This is a genomic window from Enterobacter sp. BIDMC 29 (assembly GCF_019378755.1).
Lineage (GTDB): Bacteria > Pseudomonadota > Gammaproteobacteria > Enterobacterales > Enterobacteriaceae > Enterobacter > Enterobacter ludwigii.
This window is the reverse complement of the sequence record NZ_CP080000.1, coordinates 1793580-1818968: the sequence shown is the minus strand read 5'-3', so window position 1 is coordinate 1818968 and position 25389 is coordinate 1793580. Positions and strand designations below refer to the sequence as shown.

The 25389-nt window shown below is 52.7% G+C and carries 19 protein-coding genes and 2 tRNA genes; 12 read left to right on the top strand and 9 right to left on the bottom strand.

Annotated features, from left to right (window positions below; all coding sequences use genetic code 11):
- The first annotated feature begins 34 nt into the window (after positions 1-34).
- On the top strand, positions 35-1441 hold the full coding sequence (locus JTA15_RS08130) for a YchO/YchP family invasin (RefSeq protein ID WP_219373091.1): 1407 nt from the start codon (positions 35-37) through the stop codon (positions 1439-1441).
- 3 nt (positions 1442-1444) lie between these two features.
- Here the strand turns inward: JTA15_RS08130 and narL are convergent, their stop codons facing one another.
- Together narL and narX are read right to left on the bottom strand one after the other, a co-directional pair.
- A complete protein-coding gene (gene narL, locus JTA15_RS08125) occupies positions 1445-2095 on the bottom strand; it encodes a two-component system response regulator NarL (RefSeq protein ID WP_003856701.1) in 651 nt (216 codons plus the stop codon).
- Positions 2088-3884 (bottom strand): nitrate/nitrite two-component system sensor histidine kinase NarX, encoded by a 1797-nt coding sequence (gene narX / locus JTA15_RS08120; protein WP_025203922.1) that lies wholly within the window; start codon positions 3882-3884, stop codon positions 2088-2090. The genes narL and narX overlap by 8 nt, the downstream gene beginning before the upstream one ends.
- A gap of 309 nt (positions 3885-4193) precedes the next feature.
- Between narX and JTA15_RS08115 the strand changes: the two genes are divergently transcribed.
- The 5 genes from JTA15_RS08115 (at position 4194) to narI (ending at position 12632) form a co-directional block, all read left to right on the top strand.
- Positions 4194-5591, top strand: a complete 1398-nt coding sequence (locus tag JTA15_RS08115; protein WP_020882361.1) for a NarK family nitrate/nitrite MFS transporter — start codon at positions 4194-4196, stop codon at positions 5589-5591.
- Positions 5592-5972: 381 nt separating this feature from the next.
- Positions 5973-9716 (top strand): nitrate reductase subunit alpha, encoded by a 3744-nt coding sequence (locus JTA15_RS08110; RefSeq protein WP_020882362.1) that lies wholly within the window; start codon positions 5973-5975, stop codon positions 9714-9716.
- Positions 9713-11248, top strand: a complete 1536-nt coding sequence (gene narH / locus JTA15_RS08105; protein WP_014170471.1) for a nitrate reductase subunit beta — start codon at positions 9713-9715, stop codon at positions 11246-11248. The genes JTA15_RS08110 and narH overlap by 4 nt, the downstream gene beginning before the upstream one ends.
- Positions 11245-11955, top strand: a complete 711-nt coding sequence (gene narJ, locus JTA15_RS08100; protein ID WP_040017698.1) for a nitrate reductase molybdenum cofactor assembly chaperone — start codon at positions 11245-11247, stop codon at positions 11953-11955. Before narH ends, narJ begins: the two co-directional genes overlap by 4 nt.
- Positions 11955-12632 carry a respiratory nitrate reductase subunit gamma gene (gene narI, locus JTA15_RS08095; RefSeq protein ID WP_014170469.1) on the top strand — a complete coding sequence of 226 codons (678 nt, stop codon included), beginning with the start codon at positions 11955-11957 and terminating at the stop codon, positions 12630-12632. Before narJ ends, narI begins: the two co-directional genes overlap by 1 nt.
- Here the strand turns inward: narI and JTA15_RS08090 are convergent.
- Entirely contained in the window at positions 12629-13525 is an 897-nt protein-coding gene (locus JTA15_RS08090; protein WP_219373090.1) for a DMT family transporter, read from the bottom strand. The two genes, narI and JTA15_RS08090, sit on opposite strands and share 4 nt — an antisense overlap.
- Positions 13526-13632: 107 nt before the next feature.
- Here JTA15_RS08090 and JTA15_RS08085 point away from each other — a divergent pair, with 107 nt between their 5' ends.
- Entirely contained in the window at positions 13633-14076 is a 444-nt protein-coding gene (locus JTA15_RS08085) for an Lrp/AsnC family transcriptional regulator (protein WP_014170457.1), read from the top strand.
- Positions 14077-14137: 61 nt separating this feature from the next.
- Here the strand turns inward: JTA15_RS08085 and JTA15_RS08080 are convergent.
- The 4 genes from JTA15_RS08080 to JTA15_RS08065 form a co-directional block, all read right to left on the bottom strand.
- A tRNA-Tyr gene (locus tag JTA15_RS08080) sits at positions 14138-14222 on the bottom strand.
- 35 nt (positions 14223-14257) lie between these two features.
- Positions 14258-14342: transfer RNA gene (locus JTA15_RS08075), tRNA-Tyr, on the bottom strand.
- A gap of 157 nt (positions 14343-14499) precedes the next feature.
- Positions 14500-15342 (bottom strand): formyltetrahydrofolate deformylase, encoded by an 843-nt coding sequence (gene purU / locus JTA15_RS08070; protein ID WP_219373089.1) that lies wholly within the window; start codon positions 15340-15342, stop codon positions 14500-14502.
- Between the two features lie 48 nt (positions 15343-15390).
- Positions 15391-15849 carry a YchJ family protein gene (locus tag JTA15_RS08065; protein WP_219373088.1) on the bottom strand — a complete coding sequence of 153 codons (459 nt, stop codon included), beginning with the start codon at positions 15847-15849 and terminating at the stop codon, positions 15391-15393.
- 114 nt (positions 15850-15963) lie between these two features.
- Between JTA15_RS08065 and rssA the strand changes: the two genes are divergently transcribed.
- From rssA to galU, 3 genes are all read left to right on the top strand, one after another.
- Positions 15964-16866 carry a patatin-like phospholipase RssA gene (rssA, locus tag JTA15_RS08060; RefSeq protein WP_032669742.1) on the top strand — a complete coding sequence of 301 codons (903 nt, stop codon included), beginning with the start codon at positions 15964-15966 and terminating at the stop codon, positions 16864-16866.
- A gap of 91 nt (positions 16867-16957) precedes the next feature.
- Positions 16958-17971 carry a two-component system response regulator RssB gene (rssB, locus tag JTA15_RS08055; protein ID WP_014170453.1) on the top strand — a complete coding sequence of 338 codons (1014 nt, stop codon included), beginning with the start codon at positions 16958-16960 and terminating at the stop codon, positions 17969-17971.
- Positions 17972-18171: 200 nt separating this feature from the next.
- Positions 18172-19080 (top strand): UTP--glucose-1-phosphate uridylyltransferase GalU, encoded by a 909-nt coding sequence (galU, locus tag JTA15_RS08050; protein ID WP_014170452.1) that lies wholly within the window; start codon positions 18172-18174, stop codon positions 19078-19080.
- Positions 19081-19279: 199 nt separating this feature from the next.
- On the opposite strand, the gene hns is transcribed toward galU, so the two are convergent.
- Positions 19280-19693: a histone-like nucleoid-structuring protein H-NS gene (hns, locus tag JTA15_RS08045; RefSeq protein WP_008502781.1), complete on the bottom strand. Its 414-nt coding sequence runs from the start codon at positions 19691-19693 to the stop codon at positions 19280-19282.
- Positions 19694-20242: 549 nt separating this feature from the next.
- On the opposite strand from hns, the gene tdk reads away from it, so the two are divergent.
- Entirely contained in the window at positions 20243-20857 is a 615-nt protein-coding gene (tdk, locus tag JTA15_RS08040; protein WP_032669745.1) for a thymidine kinase, read from the top strand.
- A gap of 65 nt (positions 20858-20922) precedes the next feature.
- Here tdk and adhE read toward each other — a convergent pair whose 3' ends face one another.
- Positions 20923-23601 (bottom strand): bifunctional acetaldehyde-CoA/alcohol dehydrogenase, encoded by a 2679-nt coding sequence (gene adhE, locus JTA15_RS08035; protein WP_219373087.1) that lies wholly within the window; start codon positions 23599-23601, stop codon positions 20923-20925.
- A 479-nt stretch (positions 23602-24080) separates the two neighbouring features.
- Between adhE and JTA15_RS08030 the strand changes: the two genes are divergently transcribed.
- Complete coding sequence (locus JTA15_RS08030; protein WP_014170449.1) at positions 24081-24728, top strand: YchE family NAAT transporter; 648 nt, start codon at positions 24081-24083, stop codon at positions 24726-24728.
- Positions 24729-25389: the final 661 nt, after the last annotated feature.

Genomic DNA, 25389 nt, shown 5'->3' with positions numbered 1-25389 from the left:
CTCACGTAAGCATCGGGTATTTCTTACGACGTTAATGGCTGTTTCATCTCATCTTCGTTTGCTTGCTTTACTCCCCCTCATTCCGGTCGGAGCCGTTCACGGTGCGCCGAATTCCTTTGTGCAACAGGCACAGAACCCCTTTGATAACAACGGGGATAATCTGCCCGATCTCGGCATGGCGGCGCCCACGACCGAGGGCGAAAAACATCTGGCAGAAATGGCGAAAGCGTTTGGCGAAGCCAGTATGACCGATAACGGCCTGACGACAGGCGAGCAGGCGCGTCAGTTTGCCTTTGGCAAGGTGCGTGACGCGGTGAGCGGCGAAGTGAACCAGCATATTGAATCCTGGCTTTCGCCGTGGGGGAACGCCAGCGTGAACTTGCTGGTGGATGACGACGGCAAATTTAACGGCAGCAGCGGCAGCTGGTTTATTCCGTGGAACGATAACAACCGTTATCTGAGCTGGAGCCAGTTTGGCCTGACGCAGCAGACTGACGGTCTGGTGAGCAATGCCGGCATTGGGCAGCGCTGGGTTGCCGGAAAATGGTTGCTCGGCTACAACACCTTTTACGACAACCTGCTGGATGAAAACCTGCAGCGTGCCGGGTTAGGTGCGGAAGTATGGGGCGAGAACCTGCGTCTGTCTGCGAACTATTATCAGCCCTTTGCCGGCTGGCGCGATCGCTCTGACATTCAGGAGCAGCGCATGGCCCGGGGGTACGACGTGACCGCTAAAGCGTGGCTGCCGTGGTTCCATCACCTGAATACCAGCGTCAGTTTTGAGCAATATTTTGGTGATAACGTTGACCTGTTCAACAGCGGTACCGGTTATCACAACCCGGTGGCGGTCAATCTGGGGCTGAATTATACCCCCGTTCCGCTGGTAACCCTCACCGCCGGGCATAAGCAAGGGGAGAGTGGGGTGAGCCAGAATAATCTTGGCCTCAAGCTCAACTACCGCTTTGGCGTGCCGCTGGTGAAGCAACTTTCTGCCAGTGAAGTCGCCGCCACCCGTTCTCTGCGCGGCAGTCGCTATGATTCGCCAGAGCGGGATAACCTGCCGGTGATGGAGTTCCGCCAGAGCAAAACGTTGTCCGTCTACCTGGCGACACCGCCGTGGGATCTTAAAGGGGGCGAAACTGTGATGCTTAAGCTGCAGATCCGCAGTAAGCACGGGATTCGCCAGCTTCACTGGCAGGGAGATACGCAGGCGCTGAGTCTGACATCGCCGGCCAACAATACCAGTGAAGACGGCTGGAGCGTGATTATGCCTGCCTGGGATGACAGTGAAGGCGCGAGCAACCGCTGGCGGCTTTCGGTGGTGGTCGAAGATAATGATGGCAAGCGCGTCTCGTCCAATGAGATCACGCTGGCTGTGGCGCAACCGCTTGTGGCATTACCCACCGACGATCCGCGCTGGAAGCTGCTGCCGGATGAGTAATGCTTAAAAAATACGTTCCTGGTGTACCCATACCGCGGCTTCAACCCGCGATTTTAACTTCATTTTCTTCAGCATATGTTTCACATGCACTTTGACCGTGCTTTCGGTGATATCCAGGCGACGCGCAATCATTTTATTCGGCAGGCCCTGGGCAATCAGCTTCAGAATATCGCGCTCACGCGGCGTTAACTGGCTGACATCGCGATCCGAGGTCGCGCGGTTTGCCCGCAGGCTGGCGGCCAGCACCGGCGTTAAGGCTTCGCTCAGTACCATCTCACCTGCGGCGGCCTGTTGCAGGGCCTTGAGCAGATCTTCCGGCTCCATATCTTTCAGCAGGTAGCCGTCCGCGCCACGCTTGAGCGCCGTCACCACATCCTCTTCATGGTTCGAGACGCTAAAGACCACTACGCGTCCGGAGAGCGATTTTTCCCGCAGCTTGTCGAGCGTTTCCAGACCGTTCATGCCCGGCATGTTGAGATCGAGCAGGATCAGATCGGGATCAAGCGATTCGGCAAGCTCAATGCCCTGTTCGCCATTGCTGGCTTCGCCAACGACGGTGATATCGGGTGCCATGCTGACCAGCTGTTTAACGCCAGTACGCAGCATCGGATGGTCGTCGATCAACAGGATGGATGCCGGTTCCTGATTAGTCATGGGTTTCTCCTTGAGCAGTTGTGAGCGGTTTTTCGGGAATAAAGGTGACCACGACTTCCGTGCCACCTGTCTCTCGCCGGCGAACCTGGCAATCACCGCGCAGGCTTTGGGCGCGGTCTCGCATGATAATTAAACCATAATGGTTAGTTCTTTCGGCATTTTCCGGCACGCCGCAGCCGTTGTCATGAACCGTGAGCCTGACCTGATTATCGTGCTGGCTGACGGTAACGGTGACCGCCGTCGCGTCAGCATGTTTGAGCACGTTGCTCAGGGCTTCACGGGCGATCTGCAGTAAATGAATCGCCTGATGGGAGGGGACAAACCGCGGCGGCAGCTGATAATCAAGCTTCACCGGGAACCCCAGTCGGGCGCTAAATTCATGGCAGCTGGACTCCAGCGCGGGGCGCAGGCCAGGCTCGGTCAGCTGCAGGCGGAAGGTGGTTAATAGCTCGCGAAGCTGAATCCATGAGGTATTGAGTTCGTTGCGGATCTGGCTCAGCAGCTGTTTGTTGCTTTCCGGCATCTCCGCATCCTGCATCTGCAGACAGCTGACCTGCATTTTCATACAGGAGAGCGACTGGGCGATGGAGTCATGCAGTTCGCGCGCGATAGTCGCACGCTCTTCCATGACGATCAGCTGCTGTTGCTTTTCCTGATGGCGGTCGAGCGCCAGCGTAGCGGTCAGCTGCTCGACCAGCGTATCGACCAGCTGCTGCTGATCGTGGCTCAGATGCCGCCCGGCGGGCAGCGTGGCCAGCAGGATACCGTACTGGGTATGGCTGTCCGTCAGTCGCCACTTCAGCGTCGTACCGCCGGAGGTCAGGGGCGGCAAGCCTCGCGGGCAAAGATGACAGCCTTTGTCATCGCAGGACATGTCGGACTGACAGGTAAATTCCTGATGATTATCTTCATCTTCCACATCGTAGACCCGCAGCTCCAGGTCATGCAGCAAGGTCAGATTTTGCAGGCCATTCAGCACCGGCGAGAGGCGTTCACATAACGGCACCTGCATATGCAGACGACGATTGGCCTGCCACAGGAAGGAGAGGATTTCATTTTTCTGCTCCAGCCCTGCTGTTTTCTCCTGCACGCGTTTTTCCAGCACGGCGTAGCTTTCGGAGAGTTCTTCCGACATGGTATTGAGCGCCTGGCCCAGCATCGCCATTTCATTACGCCCGCTGATATGCGTGCGCTGAGTAAAATCGCGTGCGGTTACCGCGCGGGCCATCGCCAGCAGCTGTTTCCAGGGATTCAACAGCCGGGCGCGCAGCCAGAGGATGGTGAAAATCAGCAGCAGCCCCATAAACAACGCCATGGCGCGGTGAACCATCAGCACCCGGTCGATACGCAATTCGGTGGTCTGATCGAAAGAGGAGACCAGCGCGTCAATGCGCGACACAAAGCCCGCGACGTCCCGTGCCACGGTCTCAGTATTGCGCGCCTGTTTCAGACCAGGCTGAAGCTGGGTGTGCCAGTAGTTTTGCAGGGATTTAAGCTGTGATTCCTGCCCGTCACGGATGGCGGCACGTTCCAGCTCCGGGCTGAACGCGGTACGCTCCATTTCGTCGATCAAAGGCTGATCGTCTTCCGTCAGCGGTACCGACGCCAGCAGGCGATAACTCTGCATGCGTAGAGAGCCTGCCTCGTTGATGGCATGCGCATTACCCTGTACGCCCTGTACCAGCCAGCCAGAAATCGCCATACCGGTCACACCGAGGGCGGTGGACAGCATAACGATCAGTGCCAACTGGTTAACCAGTGTTAGCGGAGATAAACATCTTTTTAACATAGAGTTGCCGGGCTCCTGACGTGGCCTGCTTGCAGGAATGGCGCTATTCTGTTGCATACCCAGGAGTATACCCATACCAATAAAGGATTACCCCTAAATTGCCAACGGAGTAAGCGGCAGGAGGAGGCGGTATCGGGGACGCTTCAGTGCCGTGAAAAACCACGTCTTTTTTACTGAAATAGCCTACTCACTAAGGATAAGGGCTTTTTTCGCGCTGTAAAACCTCCCACTTTTCCTTTGATTTATATCAACTTACCGCCGCCCTAAAACCCTAATGTTTGCAGCATCATTCGAGAATCAGAGGTGTCTATGAGTCACTCATCCGCTCCCGAAAGGGAAAATGGTGCCGTTATTACTGAATGGCGTCCAGAGGATCCGGCGTTCTGGCAACAGCGCGGCCATCGTATAGCGAGCCGGAATCTGTGGATTTCCGTTCCGTGTTTGCTGTTAGCGTTTTGCGTATGGATGTTGTTTAGTGCAGTGGCAGTCAATCTGCCAAAAGTGGGTTTTACCTTTACGACCGATCAGCTGTTTATGCTGACCGCGTTGCCGTCGCTGTCCGGTGCGCTGCTGCGCGTCCCTTACGCGTTTATGGTGCCGGTGTTTGGTGGTCGTCGCTGGACGGCGTTCAGTACGGGCATCATGATCGTACCTTGCGTGTGGCTGGGTTTTGCGGTGCAGGATACCTCCACGCCTTTCAGCGTGTTCGTGATTATCTCCCTGCTGTGCGGTTTTGCTGGCGCTAACTTCGCCTCCAGTATGGCGAACATCAGCTTCTTCTTCCCGAAAGCGAAGCAGGGCGGTGCGCTGGGTATTAACGGCGGTCTGGGAAACATGGGCGTAAGCGTGATGCAGTTAATTGCACCGCTGGCAATCTCTGTCTCCATTTTTGCAGCCTTTGGTGGCGGTGGTGTCGAGCAGGCGGATGGTTCTTCCCTGTACCTGCAGAATGCGGCGTGGATTTGGGTTCCGTTCCTGGTGGTCTTCACCCTGGCGGCATGGTTCTTTATGAACGATCTGTCGGCATCTAAGGCTTCGCTGAGCGAGCAGTTGCCGGTGCTGAAACGCGGGCACCTGTGGGTCATGGCGCTGCTTTATCTGGCAACCTTCGGGTCGTTTATCGGTTTCTCCGCAGGCTTTGCCATGCTGTCCAAAACACAGTTCCCGGAAGTGCAGATCCTGCAGTTTGCCTTCTTTGGTCCGTTCATCGGTGCCCTGGCGCGTTCACTGGGCGGGATGGTGTCTGACCGTCTGGGCGGAACACGCGTGACGCTGGTGAACTTTGTGATCATGGCTGTTTTCTGTGCGCTGCTGTTCCTGACGCTGCCAGCCAATGGTCAGGGTGGGAACTTTACCGCCTTCTTCGGCGTGTTTATGGTGCTGTTCCTGACGGCCGGTCTGGGTAGCGCATCGACCTTCCAGATGATTTCCGTTATCTTCCGCAAACTGACGATGGATCGCGTTAAAGCGCAGGGCGGAAGCGAAGAGCAGGCCATGCGTGAAGCCGCGACGGATACGGCTGCTGCACTGGGCTTTATCTCTGCCATCGGCGCAATTGGCGGCTTCTTTATTCCGAAAGCGTTCGGTATCTCTCTGGACCTGACCGGCTCTCCGGCAGGGGCAATGAAAGTCTTCCTCGTTTTCTATATCGCCTGCGTAGTGATTACGTGGCTGGTATATGGCCGTAATACCAAAAAAAATAAGTAAGTGTGATTATCCGTTTGCGCGGCCTTCGGGCCGCGTTTTTTTATCACTACAGTAGTTACAACATACTGATGGCGTTTAAGGAACAATGCCTGCGGGTAACACTGTGATCGCCATCGCTTTACAGGGCGTTCTACCCCTTAATACCTGAGATGTTAAATTTAGCCCTGCTTTTTGTACGATAAATTATAAATATCATTATAAATTAATGGCTTATAAAAATTAAAAATCTACCGCTTTGGTGGTATCCGATCTAATACCCCACCTGAAACTCCCTCTCCGCCTTGATCGTTATCAATTCTCGCCATCTATCAGAGCGTTACCTTCGCTGCAAATCAGCAATGTCGATTTAGAGAGCCACAGGCTCCACACAGGAGATACCCGATGAGCAAATTTTTGGACCGGTTTCGCTACTTCAAACAGAAGGGTGAAACTTTTGCCGATGGGCACGGCCAGGTTCTGGAGACCAACCGGGACTGGGAAGACGGTTACCGTCAGCGCTGGCAGCATGACAAAGTCGTCCGTTCGACCCACGGCGTGAACTGCACTGGCTCATGTAGCTGGAAGATTTTCGTTAAAAACGGCCTGGTGACATGGGAAATGCAGCAGACCGACTATCCACGTACCCGTCCGGATATGCCAAACCACGAACCTCGTGGCTGCCCGCGTGGTGCAAGCTACTCCTGGTATCTGTACAGCGCCAACCGTCTGAAATACCCTCTGATGCGCAAACGCCTGATGAAAATGTGGCGTGAAGCGAAAGTGCTGCACAGCGATCCGGTTGATGCCTGGGCATCCATTATCGAAGATGCCGACAAAGCAAAAAGCTTTAAGCAGGCGCGTGGGCGCGGTGGTTTTGTTCGTTCTTCCTGGAAAGAGGTCAACGAACTGATTGCTGCCTCTAACGTTTATACCGTCAAAACCTACGGACCGGACCGCGTTGCAGGCTTCTCGCCTATCCCGGCGATGTCGATGGTCTCTTACGCCTCAGGTGCTCGTTATCTGTCGCTTATCGGCGGAACCTGTCTGAGCTTCTACGACTGGTACTGCGACCTGCCGCCAGCCTCTCCGCAGACTTGGGGCGAGCAGACCGACGTGCCGGAATCCGCTGACTGGTACAACTCCAGCTACATTATTGCCTGGGGCTCTAACGTTCCACAGACCCGTACGCCGGATGCCCACTTCTTCACGGAAGTACGTTACAAAGGCACCAAAACTGTTGCGGTAACCCCGGACTATGCGGAAATTGCCAAGCTGTGCGACCTGTGGCTGGCCCCTAAACAGGGTACCGACTCCGCGATGGCGCTGGCAATGGGCCACGTGATGCTGCGTGAGTTCCACCTCGATAAACCCAGCCAGTACTTTACTGACTATGTCCGTCGCTATACCGACATGCCGATGCTGGTCATGCTGGAAGAGCGTGATGGCTACTATGCAGCGGGCCGCACGCTGCGTGCCGCCGATCTGGTGGATGCGCTGGGTCAGGAAAACAATCCTGAGTGGAAAACGGTCGCCTATAACAATAACGGCGAGCTGGTGGCACCCAACGGCTCTATCGGTTTCCGCTGGGGCGAGAAGGGCAAGTGGAACCTCGAGCAGCGTAACGGTACCACCGGTGAAGAGACTGAACTGCGTCTGAGCATGTTGGGTAGCCAGGACGAAATTGCTGATGTGGGCTTCCCGTACTTCGGCGGCGAAGGGTCCGAGCATTTCAACAAAGTTGAGCTGCAGAACATCCTGATGCATAAGCTGCCGGTCAAACGTCTGCAGCTGGCGGATGGGTCGACGGCGCTGGTGACCACCGTATATGACCTGACGCTGGCCAACTACGGCCTGGAGCGCGGCCTGAATGATGAAAACTGCGCAACCAGCTACGACGACATCAAAGCGTATACTCCGGCCTGGGCAGAGCAGATCACCGGCGTGCCGCGTGGACACATCACCCGTATCGCCCGTGAATTCGCTGAAAATGCTGACAAGACGCATGGCCGTTCAATGATCATTGTTGGTGCCGGTCTGAACCACTGGTATCACCTTGATATGAACTATCGTGGCCTGATCAACATGCTTATCTTCTGCGGTTGTGTGGGTCAAAGCGGCGGTGGCTGGGCGCACTATGTCGGCCAGGAAAAACTGCGTCCGCAGACGGGCTGGCAGCCACTGGCGTTTGCCCTCGACTGGCAGCGTCCGGCGCGTCATATGAACAGTACGTCTTACTTCTACAACCACTCCAGCCAGTGGCGCTATGAGACGGTAACGGCCCAGGAATTGCTGTCGCCAATGGCGGATAAATCCCGCTACAGCGGCCATCTGATCGACTTCAACGTCCGCGCTGAACGCATGGGCTGGCTGCCGTCTGCACCTCAGTTAGGGACTAACCCGCTGCGCATTGCTGACGAGGCGAAGAAAGCGGGCATGACCCCGGCGGATTACACCGTCAAGGCACTGAAAGAAGGCACCATTCGCTTTGCGGCCGAGCAGCCTGAAAACGGCAAAAACCATCCGCGTAACCTGTTTATCTGGCGCTCTAACCTGCTGGGCTCCTCCGGTAAAGGCCACGAGTACATGCTGAAATATCTGCTGGGTACTGAAAACGGTATTCAGGGGAAAGATCTGGGCAAGCAGGGCGGCGTGAAACCAGAAGAAGTGGAGTGGAAAGACAACGGTCTGGACGGCAAGCTGGATCTGGTTGTGACGCTGGACTTCCGTCTGTCCAGTACCTGCCTGTATTCCGATATCGTGCTGCCAACCGCCACCTGGTATGAAAAAGACGACATGAATACCTCGGATATGCATCCGTTTATTCATCCGCTGTCTGCAGCCGTTGACCCGGCGTGGGAATCCAAAAGCGACTGGGATATCTACAAAGATATCGCGAAGAAATTCTCCGAAGTGTGCGTAGGACATCTGGGCAAAGAGACCGATGTGGTGACCCTGCCGATTCAGCACGACTCTGCAGCCGAACTGGCGCAGCCGCTGGACGTGAAGGACTGGAAAAAAGGCGAGTGTGACCTGATCCCGGGCGTGACAGCGCCGCACATTATTCCCGTTGAACGTGACTACCCGGCAACGTACGAACGCTTTACCTCTATCGGCCCGCTGATGGAAAAAATCGGTAACGGGGGTAAAGGGATTGCGTGGAATACCCAGAGCGAAATGGACCTGCTGCGTAAGCTCAATTACACCAAAGCGGACGGCCCGGCCAAAGGCCAGCCAATGCTGAACACGGCCATTGATGCTGCAGAAATGATCCTGACTCTGGCACCGGAAACCAACGGTCACGTGGCGGTGAAAGCATGGGCGGCACTGAGTGAGTTTACCGGTCGCGATCATACCCATCTGGCGACGAATAAAGAGGAAGAGAAGATCCGCTTCCGCGATATTCAGGCTCAACCGCGCAAAATTATCTCCAGCCCGACCTGGTCTGGCCTGGAAGATGAACACGTCTCCTACAATGCTGGCTACACCAACGTTCACGAACTGATCCCATGGCGTACCCTGTCCGGTCGTCAGTCCCTGTATCAGGATCACCAGTGGATGCGCGACTTCGGTGAGAGCCTGCTGGTTTATCGTCCGCCAATCGATACCCGCTCCGTGAAAGCGGTAATGGGTACGAAATCGAACGGTAACCCGGAGAAGGCGCTGAACTTCCTGACGCCGCACCAGAAGTGGGGCATTCACTCCACCTACAGCGACAACCTGCTGATGCTGACGTTGTCCCGCGGTGGCCCGATTGTGTGGATGAGCGAGACGGACGCCAAAGATCTGGGCATTGAAGATAACGACTGGATCGAAGTGTTCAACAGCAACGGTGCGCTGACGGCGCGTGCGGTTGTCAGCCAGCGTGTCCCGGCCGGGATGACCATGATGTACCACGCGCAGGAACGTATCGTTAACCTGCCGGGTTCTGAAATCACCGAGCAGCGCGGCGGCATTCACAACTCCGTGACCCGTATTACGCCAAAACCGACGCACATGATCGGCGGCTATGCGCAGCTGGCCTACGGCTTTAACTACTACGGCACGGTAGGTTCTAACCGCGATGAGTTCGTGGTGGTACGTAAGATGAAGAATATTAACTGGTTAGACGGCGAAGGTAATGACCAGGTACAGGAGAGCGTAAAATGAAAATTCGTTCACAAGTCGGCATGGTGCTGAATCTGGATAAATGCATCGGCTGTCATACCTGCTCAGTCACCTGTAAAAACGTCTGGACCAGCCGCGAAGGGATGGAGTACGCGTGGTTCAATAACGTGGAAAGTAAACCCGGCACAGGCTTCCCGACCGACTGGGAAAACCAGGAGAAATGGAAGGGCGGCTGGATCCGTAAAATCAACGGTAAACTGCAGCCGCGCATGGGTAACCGTGCGATGCTGCTCGGTAAAATCTTCGCCAACCCGCATCTGCCGGGCATCGATGATTACTACGAGCCGTTTGATTACGACTACCAGAACCTGCACAACGCGCCGGAAAGCAAACATCAGCCGATCGCACGTCCACGCTCGCTCATTACCGGACAGCGTATGGATAAGATCACCAGCGGTCCAAACTGGGAAGAGATTCTGGGCGGCGAGTTCGAAAAACGCGCCAAAGACCAGAACTTCGAGAACATGCAGAAGGCGATGTACGGCCAGTTCGAAAACACCTTCATGATGTATCTGCCGCGTCTGTGCGAGCACTGCCTTAACCCGGCGTGCGTGGCGACCTGTCCGAGCGGAGCCATCTATAAGCGTGAAGAAGATGGCATTGTGCTGATCGACCAGGACAAATGTCGCGGCTGGCGTATGTGTATTACCGGTTGCCCGTACAAAAAAATCTACTTCAACTGGAAGAGCGGCAAGTCTGAGAAGTGCATCTTCTGCTATCCGCGTATTGAAGCCGGTATGCCAACCGTCTGCTCTGAGAGCTGCGTGGGCCGTATTCGTTACCTCGGCGTGCTGCTGTACGACGCGGACGCGATTGAGAATGCAGCCAGCACCGAGAACGAGAAAGATCTCTATCAGCGTCAGCTGGACGTCTTCCTCGATCCTAACGATCCGAAAGTGATTGAGCAGGCGCTGAAAGACGGCGTTCCACAGAGCGTGATTGACGCGGCGCAGCAGTCTCCGGTGTACAAAATGGCGATGGACTGGAAGCTGGCGCTGCCGCTGCATCCGGAATACCGCACGCTGCCGATGGTCTGGTACGTGCCGCCGCTGTCTCCGATCCAGTCTGCTGCGGATGCGGGTGAGCTGGGCAGCAACGGCATTCTGCCAGACGTGGAAAGCCTGCGTATCCCGGTTCAGTATCTGGCAAACCTGTTAACCGCAGGGGATACCCAGCCGGTCCTGCTGGCGCTGAAACGTATGCTGGCGATGCGCCACTTCAAACGCGCTGAAACCGTTGACGGTGTTAACGATACCCGTGCACTGGAAGCGGTAGGTCTGACCGAAGCCCAGGCGCAGGAGATGTACCGTTACCTGGCGATTGCCAATTACGAAGACCGTTTCGTGGTGCCGAGCAGCCATCGTGAACTGGCTCGCGAAGCCTTCCCGGAGAAAAATGGCTGTGGCTTTACCTTTGGCGACGGTTGCCACGGTTCAGACACGAAATTCAATCTCTTCAACAGCCGCCGCATCGATGCCCTGGATGTGACGAGCAAAACGGAGCCGCACCAATGATTGAACTTGTCATTGTTTCGCGTCTGCTCGAGTACCCGGATGCTGCGCTTGCGCAGCATCAGCAGGAGCTCTTTGATGCACTCGCGTCATCTGAAAATCTTGAGAAAGAGGATGCCCAGACACTGGCCGTTTTCCTCCGGGACCTGTTAGCGCGCGATTTACTGGATGCGCAGGCGGATTACAGCCAGCTGTTTGACCGCGGACGCGCGACGTCGCTGCTGCTGTTCGAACATGTTCACGGTGAGTCACGTGACCGCGGTCAGGCGATGGTTGACCTGATGGGACAGTACGAGCAACACGGCCTGCAGCTCGACAGCCGCGAGCTGCCGGACCACCTGCCGCTCTATCTTGAGTATCTGGCGCAGTTGCCTAAAGAGGAGGCGCTGGGTGGTCTGCAGGACATCGCGCCGATCCTGGCGTTGCTCGGCGCACGACTTCAGCAGCGCGAGAGCCGTTACGCGGTGCTGTTCGACCTGCTGGTGAAACTGGCCAACGCATCGGTCGACAGTGAAAAAGTTGCGGAGAAGATCGCCGATGAAGCCCGCGATGATACGCCACAGGCGCTGGATGCGGTCTGGGAGGAGGAGCAGGTGAAATTCATGGCTGACCAGAACTGCGGTGAGTCTGAAATTTCCGCTCACCAACGTCGTTTTGCCGGAGCCGTTGCCCCGCAATATTTGAATATCTCTAACGGAGGACAGCAATAATGCACTTCCTGAATATGTTCTTCTTTGACATTTACCCGTATATCGCGGGCACCGTGTTCCTGGTGGGAAGCTGGCTGCGTTATGACTACGGCCAGTACACCTGGCGTGCTGCCTCCAGCCAGATGCTCGATCGCAAAGGGATGAACCTGGCTTCTAACCTGTTCCACATCGGGATCCTGGGGATTTTTGCGGGTCACTTCCTCGGAATGCTGACGCCGCACTGGATGTATGAGTCATTCCTGCCGATTGAGGTGAAGCAGAAAATGGCGATGATTGCCGGCGGTGCCTGCGGCGTGATGACGCTGGTGGGCGGTTTACTGCTGCTTAAACGCCGTCTGTTCAGCCCGCGCGTTCGCGCGACCACCACCGGCGCGGACATTCTGATTTTGTCCCTGCTGATGGTGCAGTGTGCGCTGGGTCTGCTGACCATTCCGTTCTCGGCTCAGCATATGGATGGCAGCGAAATGATGAAGCTGGTCGGCTGGGCGCAGTCTGTGGTGACTTTCCACGGTGGTGCGTCTGAGCACCTTGACGGTGTGGCGTTTATCTTCCGCGTGCACCTGGTGCTCGGGATGACGCTGTTTGTGCTGTTCCCGTTCTCTCGTCTGGTGCATATCTGGAGCGCACCGGTGGAGTATCTGACGCGCAAATATCAGATTGTTCGCGCCCGTCGCTAATGTGCTGATTTGATCCTAACCCCGCACTCGCGGGGTTTTTTCTCGCCCCAGCCCAGGTTATTACCTGCCGCCGCAAACAGTATCAATGCACCCCCTGCCAGTTGCGTGATATTCAGCGAGTGTCCGAACACCACGTTATCGACAATTATGGCCACCACGGGATAGATAAAAGACAGAGAACCGGTAACGGGCGTCGGGAGCTTCTGGATCGCGCTATACAGCAACTGATACATGATCCCGGTGTGGACGACACCTAACGTCAGTAAAATCGGCCATGGGAAATCAGCTGATAATGCCGGCTGGTGGGCGAAGGGCAACAGCATGACCACGCCAGTCAGTACCTGAATAAAGGCGATATGCTGGGGCGCAACTGATTTCAGTCTGCGGGCGATTATGGCTGTCAGTGCGTAGAAGAAAGCGGCCCCCATCGCCAGACCGATTCCTGCGAGCCAGCCTTCGCCCTGTGCGCCATTCAGCTCACTGGAGAGCAGGATGACCACGCCGCCAAAGGCGAGAACGAGCCAACCCCATTTCACCAGGCTCACGCGTTCACCTAAAAACATCCCCATCAATACCAGCATAAACGGCTGAGTGTTATAAACCACGGTAGAAAGGCCGATTGAAATACGTTCATAAGCCGCGAACAGCAGCAACCAGTTCACCACTAACGCAACACCGCCCAGAATTGCCAGCAGTAGCGTGAAACGGGTGAGTTGACTAAATGGTTTTCGACTTATTCGGATGAAAATAAAAAGGGCCATCGCCCCGATCAGGCATCGCCAGAAAACCACTTCCGTCACCGGCAGGCCGGAAAGCAGAACAAACGCGCCAATCGAGCCGGAAATTAACATCGCCAGGCTCATCTGCCAGACGCCTTTTTGTACATCACCCATTATTCACCTCCTGATTAATGACGATATTGTCGAATACCGCTGTCGGGAATAACATGGCTGATATAAGGTGAAAGACAGTGATGACTTTTTTAAATTAGGTAAAAACGATGGAAAACCTTCTCGATGACATCGATCGCCAAATCCTGGCCTGTCTGGTTGAGGATGCGCGCATGTCGCTAAAGGTACTCAGCGGACGTATTGGACTGACATCTCCCAGTACAGCAGAGCGTCTGAAAAGACTGGAAGAGCGTGGGGTGATTGAAGGGTATGGCGCGCGCGTCAATCTGACGGCGTTGGGGTATACGTTGCAGGCGCTGGTGCGGGTTCGTCCTTTACCGGGGTTGCTGCAAAAAGTAGATAAGTACATTCAGGCCATGCCGGAATGTATTGAGAGCGATAAAGTCACCGGTGAAGACTGTTTTGTCATCAGGCTGGTCGTGCGGTCGATTGAGCAACTGGATGCGTTGCTTGATGGTCTGGCGGAACATGCTCAGTGTAATACGTCGATCGTAAAAAGTTCACCGGTGAAGCGCCGGTTGCCACCAATGTGATCGTCTGTTGCTATGCATGACACATCGTTTGAAATACATCACTGGATTGGCTTTGAGATGATGGTGGTGGGGGAAGGATTCGAACCTTCGAAGTCGATGACGGCAGATTTACAGTCTGCTCCCTTTGGCCGCTCGGGAACCCCACCAGGGGTAATTCAAATTTTGAGGTAATGCTGAGAGATGGTGGTGGGGGAAGGATTCGAACCTTCGAAGTCGATGACGGCAGATTTACAGTCTGCTCCCTTTGGCCGCTCGGGAACCCCACCACGGGGTAATGCTATTTACTGGCCTGCTTCCTGCTGGAAGCGGGGCGCATCATATCAAATGAGACGCCCCTGTAAAGCGTTACCACAATAAAAATAAACTGGTTGCCTGAATTTTACGCGTTAAGCTGTAAAGCTAACCAGTTCATTTTCTTGTCGATTAAAGAATAATCGTTCTGTTACCGTAAACGAACACACGTTGCGCCAGCACCTGATAGAGCGCACGACTGAGTACGTTCTTCTCTACGTCACGCCCGGCGCGCATCATATCTTCTGCGGTATAGGTGTGATCCACGTGAATCACGTCCTGCATAATGATTGGGCCTTCGTCCAGGTTGTCATTCACGTAGTGCGCGGTGGCGCCGATGATTTTCACACCGCGTTCGTACGCCTGGTGATAAGGACGTGCACCGATAAAGGCTGGCAGGAATGAGTGATGGATGTTGATGATCTTGTTCGGGAAACGCGCCACGAAGGCTGGGGTCAGCACACGCATGTATTTCGCCAGTACCACGTAATCCGGGTTATGCGCTTCGATAGCATTGGCCATCAGGTTGTCATGTTCTTCACGGGTATGGCCTTCATGGCTGACCAGCTCAAACGGAATATCAAAACGTTCAACCAGCGTGCGCAGCGTCTCGTGGTTACCGATAACGGCAGCGATTTCAACATCAAGGCCACCGTAGTTTGCTTTCATCAACAGATCGCCAAGACAGTGGGCTTCTTTCGTCACAAGAATAACCACGCGACGACGGCCAGCGGGGGTCAGTTCACGCACGGAGCCTTCAGGCAGCGCGCTGTCGAGATCGGCAAGCAGGGTGGTGTCGTTGAAAATCCCTTCGAGTTCGGTACGCATAAAGAAGCGTCCGGTACGGTGGTCAACGAACTCGTTGTTCTGCACGATATTCAGTTCATGCTTGTAACAAATGTTGGTAATTCGTGCGATCAGCCCTTTTTGATCGGGACAGATGGTGCGCAGAACTTTACGTTGTAGTGATTGCATCGCCGGGAAATCCTGTTTGAGTATTTGCGAAGTCTGGGTTGTCAGGCATTACTGCCCGCAACACTTTTTAAATTTTTTACCTGAACCACAAGGGCAGGGATCGTTACGACCAAACTGTGGGCGCGTTCCGTCAATATAATACCATTGCCCGCTTTCCTTTAAGAACCGGGAACGTTCGATAATGACACCGGGCTTATTGCGTTCGATAAAGCGGGCAACGAAGCTGACATAACCTTCATCAGCATCACTTCCCGTTGACGATTCATAGACGGTAAGGCCGAGCCATTGGGTATTAGCAAACCCGGCTTCAATATCCTGTCTGAAATCGGCAGCGTGGCAGGACGGGTGCCAGGTTTTAATCAGGTAGTCTGCGTCTTTGATCACAAAAGCAGTATACCGTGAACGCATGAGGTGTGACGGGTCTGGTGCAACCTGATCGCCAGACAGATATCGCTGGCAACATAGGCTATACTCCAGAGCGCTACCACAAGGGCAGAGTTGAGACACGATTCTCTTCCTGGAACAAAAAATAAGGGCGTTAAACGCTTCGGGTAGCACCATGTTAACTGAGCAGTTGCGTTGATGCTATGTCAGGAATCCAGGGGACGTAAAACAGGGCTAATGAGAAAGGTTAAAATTGGACTGGCGCTGGGCTCAGGTGCAGCCCGGGGATGGTCGCACATCGGCGTGATAAATGCCTTAAAGCAGATGGGCATTGACGTTGATATTGTTGCAGGGTGTTCAATCGGATCGCTTGTGGGGTCCGCATACGCGTGCGGAAAGCTTCCGGAACTTGAAACCTGGGTACGCTCCTTCAGTTACTGGGACGTATTGCGCCTGATGGATCTCTCGTGGCAGCGCGGTGGGTTGCTGCGCGGTGAACGGGTCTTTAACCAGTTCCGTCAGATTATGCCTCTCGATGACTTCAGTCATTGTCAGTTACCCTTCGGTGCCGTTGCGACGAACCTCAGTACCGGCCGCGAACTCTGGCTTACCGAAGGGGATATCCATCTTGCCGTTCGCGCGTCCTGCAGCATGCCGGGCTTAATGGCCCCTGTTCCACACAACGGTTACTGGCTTGTCGACGGAGGCGTTGTTAACCCGGTCCCCATTTCCCTGACCCGCGCTATGGGTGCCGATATCGTTATTGCTGTGGATTTACAGCACGACGCTCATCTGATGCAACAAGACCTGATGCCAGTCAATCTTCAGAGTGAAGATGCCGAGGGCGAAAAACTGGCCTGGCATGAGCGTCTGCGCGGACGTCTCGGGCGGATGGCCGCCCGGCGTGCGGTAACGGCACCCACGGCGATTGAAATTATGACGACCTCAATCCAGGTCCTGGAGAACCGCCTCAAGCGCAACCGCATGGCTGGCGACCCGCCGGATATTCTGCTTCAGCCGTATTGTCCGCAAATTTCTACCCTTGATTTCCATCGGGCTGAGGCCGCCATCGCAGCGGGCTCGTTAGCCGTCGAAAAGAAAATAGATGAGTTGCTGCCTTTTGTGCGAACAGCACGTTAAGCACCTTTTTTTGACTACTTCAGCAAAATCTGACAGGCGACAGTGCCGATAGCATGCCACTATGTAGTTACTGTCAGCCAGGGGAGGAACCATGACGAAGCCATTGGCCGGAAAACACATTTTGATTGTTGAAGACGAGCCCGTTTTCCGATCGCTACTGGATTCGTGGTTATCATCACTGGGGGCAAACACTTCACTGGCTGACGATGGCATCGACGCGCTGGAAAAAATGGTCAATATCACGCCTGATCTGATGATTTGTGACCTTGAGATGCCACGGATGAATGGACTGAAGCTGGTCGAACATCTGCGCAATGAAGCCAACCAGATGCCGATACTGGTGATTTCCGCCACAGAGAACATGGCGGATATAGCCAAAGCCTTGCGTCTGGGGGTTCAGGATATTCTGCTTAAACCGGTTAAAGATCTTAACCGACTTCGTGAAACCGTCTTAGCCTGTCTTTATCCCAATATGTTTAATTCCCGGGTTGAGGAAGAGGAACGCCTTTTTCAGGACTGGGACGCCTTAGTGAGTAATCCCCCTGCGGCGGCGAAACTGTTGCAAGAACTTCAACCGCCGGTGCAACAAAATATTTCTCACTGTCGTGTGAATTATCGCCAGTTGGTGGCCGCTGACCAGCCAGGGCTGGTGCTCGATATTGCGCCATTATCGGATTCGGACCTTGCATTTTATTGTCTTGATGTCACCCGGGCAGGGGATAATGGTGTATTAGCCGCGTTATTACTTCGTGCGCTATTTAACGGGTTGCTGCAGGAACAACTCTCCCATCAGGGACAGCGGCTTCCCGAGTTAGGCAGTTTACTAAAACAGGTAAACCAGCTTTTCCGTCAGGCCAATTTACCCGGACAGTTTCCGCTGTTGGTAGGTTATTACCACAGCGGTTTGAAAAATCTTATCCTCGTTTCCGCGGGGCTTAATGCCTCGCTGAATACCGGGGAACATCATATTCAGGTCAGTAACGGTGTCCCGCTTGGAACATTGGGTACGGCTTATCTTAATCAAATTAGCCATCGCTGTTCCTCCTGGCAGTGCCAAATTTGGGGTGCCGGGGGACGGCTACGCTTAATGTTGTCCACGGAATAAGCAGTTGGATCTTAATTTTAAGATTGCTTTACCTGTGATTTACGGGGAGTGCTACTATCGCTGCCCGGAATCATGCGTATTTGTCCTAATTGATCGGCAACGCGTTCTTTTCAGACCCGGACTGCGGGATGAGGCTGATATACTTAACGCGTTATTTATTGCATAAAAGTTCAAAACTTGAACAGCTCAGGAGAATTTGAATGGCTGCCCTAAATTCGAAAGTCAGAAAGGCCGTCATCCCGGTAGCGGGATTGGGGACCAGGATGTTACCAGCAACTAAGGCGATTCCTAAAGAGATGCTGCCTCTGGTTGATAAGCCATTAATTCAGTATGTCGTTAACGAATGTATCGCGGCCGGCATTACTGAAATTGTGCTGGTTACACATTCATCAAAAAACTCTATCGAAAACCATTTCGATACAAGTTTTGAACTCGAAGCCATGCTGGAAAAACGTGTTAAGCGCCAGCTGCTGGAAGAAGTTCAGTCTATTTGCCCGCCACACGTCACCATTATGCAGGTGCGTCAGGGTCTGGCTAAAGGTCTGGGCCACGCAGTCATGTGTGCGCATCCCGTTGTAGGCGATGAGCCTGTTGCGGTGATCCTGCCTGACGTTATTCTGGACGAATATGAATCAGATCTTTCTCAGGACAATCTGGCTGAGATGATCAAACGCTTCGATGAAACAGGCAGCAGCCAGATCATGGTTGAACCTGTGGATGACGTTACCGCTTACGGTGTTGTTGACTGCAAAGGCGTTAACCTTGAACCGGGTGAGAGCGTGCCGATGATTGGCGTGGTTGAGAAGCCTAAAGCCGACGTAGCGCCTTCTAATCTGGCGGTTGTAGGTCGTTATGTCCTGAGTGCTGAAATCTGGCCTCTGCTGGCGAAAACGCCTCCAGGAGCGGGTGATGAAATCCAGCTTACCGATGCCATTGATATGCTGATCGAGAAAGAGACCGTTGAAGCTTACCATATGAAAGGTAAGAGCCATGACTGCGGTAATAAGCTCGGTTATATGCAGGCGTTTGTAGAATATGGCATTCGCCACAATACGCTCGGTGAAGAATTTAAAGCCTGGCTCAAAGAGAGCGCGGGTATTAAGAAATAACTCAGGCTTCATTTGATCTGAACCGGTGAGGCTCTGCCCACCGGTTTTTTTATGCCCATAACACACCGTCATCACGTCCGATTGTAAGGCAAGCTAAATAGCCAAATAACGCTTTATGACAGAGTGTAAGGGGATGTTTGCGGTAAATTGCGGGTAAAAAAATCCCGCATTACGCGGGATTTTTCTGGAAGCGAGATGATTAATCCTTGATCAGGAAGTCATCCAGCTGTTTACCTTGCTCGTCCATTGCTTTCTTGATAACAGCAGGAGTACGACCCTGGCCGGTCCAGGTTTTAGTTTCGCCGTTCTCGTCAACATAGCTATATTTAGCAGGACGAGCAGCGCGTTTTGCTTTGGTACCGGTTTTAGCTGCAGCCATGCTGTTCAGCAATTCATTTGGATCGATACCATCAGCAATCAGCATTTCACGATATTGCTGCAGTTTACGAGTACGCTCTTCGATTTCAGCAGCAGCAGCGCTTTCTTCTTCGCGACGTTCATTAACTACAACTTCTAATTTTTCCAGCATTTCTTCAAGCGTTTCGAGGGTACATTCTCTTGCCTGCGCACGAAGAGTACGGATGTTGTTCAGAATTTTAAGTGCTTCGCTCATTGTAGTAATCTCAAACTTATAATGGGGGGTGGTTTGTTGTCCTAATAATAGAGCGATAAATTCAGTTGTGCAATAGCTGGGAATGTAAGGAATTCAAAAAATAGTGAATATTGCCGCTATTATTAATTACGCTAACTTAAATTTCATAACCCGCCAGTCTCGCTTGTTATCACGTAAAGTGGCTTAACGCAGTCGATTGCATCTTTTTTTTGTGACATTTGCCTCAGGAATTATAGTTGCGGCGGATAAATATCAGCCTTTTGTATTAGTTTACACCGGGTATGCTAAGGCAGAAATAGTTAATAAATAGTGAATTTTAATGAACGATGATTCCACTATAAAATGAAGTGTTATGTTTGGCTGGCCCTATAACATATTGGCCGGGGTGGATGCGTTTACTTCATGTTTTAACGCAGTATTTTTGCAAAATGCCGGCGGTAAACCTCGCGCTGAACCGCATAGTCTGTGCGTCGTATCGCTGATAACCAGACAAAATATGGTACAATGAATCATCGGTAATATTACACATTGATTAGGGTTTTACGGCCAATGGCACAACTTTATTTCTACTATTCGGCAATGAATGCCGGGAAATCGACAGCGCTACTGCAATCCTCATACAATTACCAGGAACGTGGGATGCGTACCGTTGTTTATACGGCTGAAATTGACGACCGCTTTGGTGCAGGGAAGGTGAGTTCCAGAATAGGCCTCTCATCGCCTGCAAGGCTATTTAACCCGCAAACCGACCTGCTGGAGGATATCCGCGCAGCACATGCTTCACAGCCCATCCATTGTGTTCTGGTTGATGAAAGCCAGTTTCTGACGCGTGAGCAAGTTCATGCGCTTTCAGAGGTTGTCGATGAGCTTGATATTCCCGTTCTGTGCTATGGGTTGCGCACTGACTTTCGTGGTGAGCTATTTGCCGGCAGCCAGTATTTACTTGCGTGGTCGGATAAACTCGTTGAACTTAAAACCATCTGTTTTTGCGGCCGTAAAGCCAGCATGGTGCTTCGCCTCGACCAGGCCGGAAAACCCTATGCTGATGGCGAGCAGGTGGTGATAGGTGGCAATGAGCGCTACGTATCAGTGTGCCGTAAGCATTATAAGGAAGCGTTGATTGTCGGCTCACTGACGGCGCTTCAGCCTGACAACCGCAAATAATCCTTCACAGTAAAATGCAGACATAAAAAAACCCGCCAGAGGCGGGTTTTTTATCAGGCTGTCAGTTACGCGTTTTTCTTCGCTTTCTTGTCAGCTTTAATGACAGGTGCGTCGGCTTTCACAGAAACAGTGTCATTTTCTTTGAACTCGCGGCCGTAGAAGGTATCCAGCAGGATCTGTTTCAGCTCAGAGATCAGTGGGTAGCGCGGGTTAGCACCGGTACACTGGTCATCGAATGCATCTTCAGACAGCTTATCAACATGCGCGAGGAAGTCAGCTTCCTGAACGCCCGCTTCACGGATAGATTTAGGAATACCCAGCTCAGCTTTAAGACTTTCCAGCCATGCCAGCAGTTTCTCAATCTTCGCCGCAGTACGGTCGCCCGGTGCGCTCAGACCCAGGTGGTCTGCGATTTCAGCGTAACGACGACGTGCCTGTGGACGGTCGTACTGGCTGAAAGCAGTCTGCTTGGTTGGGTTGTCGTTCGCGTTATAACGGATAACGTTGCTGATCAACAGGGCGTTCGCCAGACCGTGAGGAATGTGGAACTGTGAACCCAGTTTGTGTGCCATTGAGTGGCAAACACCCAGGAAGGCGTTAGCAAACGCGATACCGGCGATGGTTGCTGCACTGTGAACACGTTCACGGGCAACCGGGTTTTTAGACCCTTCATTATAAGACGCTGGCAGATTTTCTTTCAGCAGTTTCAGAGCTTGCAGAGCCTGACCGTCAGAGAACTCAGAAGCCAGGACGGAAACGTAAGCTTCCAGGGCGTGAGTCACTGCATCCAGACCACCGAACGCACAGAGTGATTTCGGCATTTCCATGACCAGGTTGGCATCAACGATAGCCATATCTGGCGTCAGCGCGTAGTCAGCCAGTGGGTATTTCTGACCGGTTGCATCGTCGGTTACAACAGCAAACGGCGTGACTTCTGAACCTGTACCGGAAGTGGTGGTAACGGCGATCATTTTCGCTTTTACGCCCATTTTCGGGAACTTGTAGATACGTTTACGGATGTCCATAAAGCGCAGCGCCAGTTCTTCGAAGTGTGTTTCTGGGTGCTCGTACATAACCCACATGATTTTCGCGGCGTCCATTGGGGAACCACCACCCAGTGCGATGATCACATCGGGTTTGAAGGAGTTCGCCAGTTCAGCACCTTTACGTACTACGGTCAGGGTTGGGTCAGCTTCAACTTCAAAGAACACTTCAGTTTCAACGCCAGCCGCTTTCAGAACAGAAGTGATCTGGTCTGCGTAGCCGTTGTTGAACAGGAAACGGTCAGTCACGATGAGCGCACGTTTGTGGCCATCAGTAATCACTTCATCCAGCGCGATTGGCAGAGAGCCACGGCGGAAGTAGATAGATTTCGGAAGTTTGTGCCACAACATGTTTTCAGCTCGCTTAGCAACGGTTTTCTTGTTGATCAGGTGTTTTGGACCAACGTTTTCAGAGATGGAGTTACCACCCCAGGAACCACAACCCAGAGTCAGGGAAGGTGCGAGTTTGAAGTTGTACAGGTCACCGATACCACCCTGAGAAGCCGGGGTGTTAATCAGGATGCGCGCAGTTTTCATCATCTGACCGAAGTGAGCAACGCGCTCTGGCTGGTTATCCTGGTCGGTGTACAGGCAAGAGGTATGACCGATACCCCCCATTGCAACCAGTTTCTCCGCTTTTACTACCGCGTCTTCGAAATCTTTCGCACGGTACATAGCAAGCGTAGGCGAGAGTTTTTCGTGAGCGAACGGTTCGCTTTCGTCGACAACTTTAACTTCGCCGATCAGAATCTTGGTGGTTGCCGGAACGGTAAAGCCGGCGAGTTCAGCGATTTTATAGGCTGGCTGACCAACGATGGCGGCGTTCAGCGCGCCGTTTTTCAGAATGATATCCTGAACGGCTTTCAGCTCTTTGCCCTGCAGCATGTAGCCGCCGTGGCTGGCGAAACGTTCGCGAACTGCATCATAGACGGAATCAACAACAACAACGGACTGTTCAGACGCACAGATAACACCGTTGTCGAAGGTTTTAGACATCAGTACAGATGCAACAGCACGTTTAATATCGGCCGTTTCGTCGATAACAACAGGCGTGTTACCCGCACCTACACCGATAGCCGGTTTACCGGAGCTGTATGCTGCTTTAACCATGCCAGGACCACCGGTTGCCAGGATCAGGTTAATGTCCGGGTGGTGCATCAGGGCGTTAGACAGTTCAACAGACGGTTGGTCGATCCAGCCGATCAGATCTTTTGGCGCACCCGCAGCGATAGCAGCCTGCAGCACGATATCCGCTGCTTTGTTGGTGGCATCTTTAGCACGTGGGTGAGGGGAGAAGATGATTGCGTTACGGGTCTTCAGGCTGATCAGCGATTTGAAGATGGCAGTAGACGTTGGGTTAGTCGTTGGAACGATACCGCAAATAATACCGATAGGTTCAGCAATGGTGATGGTACCGAAGGTATGATCTTCAGCCAGGACGCCGCAAGTCTTCTCATCTTTATAGGCGTTATAGATATACTCTGAAGCAAAGTGGTTTTTGATCACTTTATCTTCAACGATACCCATGCCGGATTCAGCAACGGCCATTTTAGCGAGAGGGATTCGAGCATCTGCAGCAGCCAGAGCGGCCGCGCGGAAGATTTTATCAACCTGTTCTTGGGTGAAATTGGCGTATTCACGCTGGGCTTTTTTCACGCGCTCGACGAGTGCGTTCAGTTCAGCGATATTAGTAACAGCCATAATGCTCTCCTGATAATGTTTAAACTCTTTTAGTAAACCAGCGCTCGATACGTCTGACAGTATAGACAGAGCCACTACGACTTGCGTTAGATAAAGTAAAACAAAGAGTTACTTTATGCTCTGGCGCGCTAACTTACTAAAAGAGCCTTACCTTAACATCATCCCTTTGTGACAAGTGACCTTCCTGGGGGGCGTAATCAAGATTACTCACTTCTGAGTACGAAAATCATGATCTGCGTCAATTTTTCCCCAAGCTGATACCTTTCAGCAGGGTTATTTATTGTAGATATTTCCAGTGTTAAATAATTAAGTAACTATTGGAAGTGATGCTATCACTGATTCTACATCTGTTTAACATCCTGAAAGGATAACGTTTAGGCACAGATTTCTGGTGAAGTATGCTCATAAAAAGCGTATCTTCAGCGCGATTTTTCATGACAAAGTGTCAGTCCCGGGCATGTGCATAAGCGGAGCAAAACGTGATCCAAACGCTCTTTGATTTTCCAACGTATTTTAAATTTTTTATTGGTCTGTTTGCCCTGGTCAACCCGGTAGGGATCATCCCTGTCTTCATTAGTATGACCAGTTACCAGACGGCGGCGGCCAGGAACAAAACCAACCTCACCGCTAACCTGTCAGTGGCCATTATCTTGCTCACCTCGCTTTTCCTGGGTGATGCCATTCTTCAGCTGTTCGGCATTTCAATTGATTCTTTCCGCATCGCGGGTGGCATCCTGGTGGTGACCATTGCCATGTCGATGATCAGCGGTAAGCTGGGTGAGGATAAGCAGAACAAACAGGAGAAATCAGAAACCGCCATTCGCGAAAGTATCGGCGTGGTTCCGCTTGCGTTGCCTTTAATGGCAGGGCCTGGTGCGATCAGTTCCACCATTGTCTGGGGGACACGTTACCATAGCCTGATGCACCTGATTGGCTTTTCTGTCGCCATCGCTATCTTCGCACTGTGTTGTTGGGGTGTTTTCCGCATGGCACCCTGGCTGGTGCGCTGGCTGGGGCAAACGGGCATCAACGTCATTACGCGTATCATGGGGCTGTTGTTGATGGCGTTAGGCATCGAATTTATTGTCACCGGTATTAAAAGCATTTTCCCCGGCTTACTGCACTAATATTTCAAATGAAAGAACGGGGCCTGAGGCTCCGTTTTTTTACGTGATTATCAGCAAATCATATAACTAAAGTTGAAATGCTCACATATCATAATAAATTCTACTAATAATCCGCTTTTCTTATATTTCAATAAGTTATCAATTTGCCGCGTGCCTCTCTGCGCATAAAACCTTCAATCGATCTGTTATTTTACTCACATGATACTCTGGGGCTTGCTGAGTCATAACCGAAATGATATTAGTAATTTCAACGTTCCCCTAGAGGAATGTGCTAAATAATAATCAGTTGTTAAATTTTTGTACAAAACCACTCGATGATAGCGCAGCGACGCGCTTGTAGAGAATGTTTTCTCTATCATATTGAATAACAATGTTTTTATGCGGTATTTGATGTCAGGCAGGGCTGCCCCCCGAGATACGGTACTCACCGTAAAAGAGAATTGCTTAACAAATTTGCAAAATGTATTGGCGCGCGTTTACGCCATTTGATACTTTCCGGCCTAATATTTTGCAGCATAAAACAAGCAGATGAGAATTATTTTCATATAGTCCTCTTCTCAGATATCCAGCGCAGGCCTCAGACAGGGGAGACCTGTGAAGAATCGACGCAAGACGGCCATACGAGCGGTCAGTAATAAAAAAGTCGGTGATAGCAAGAAGT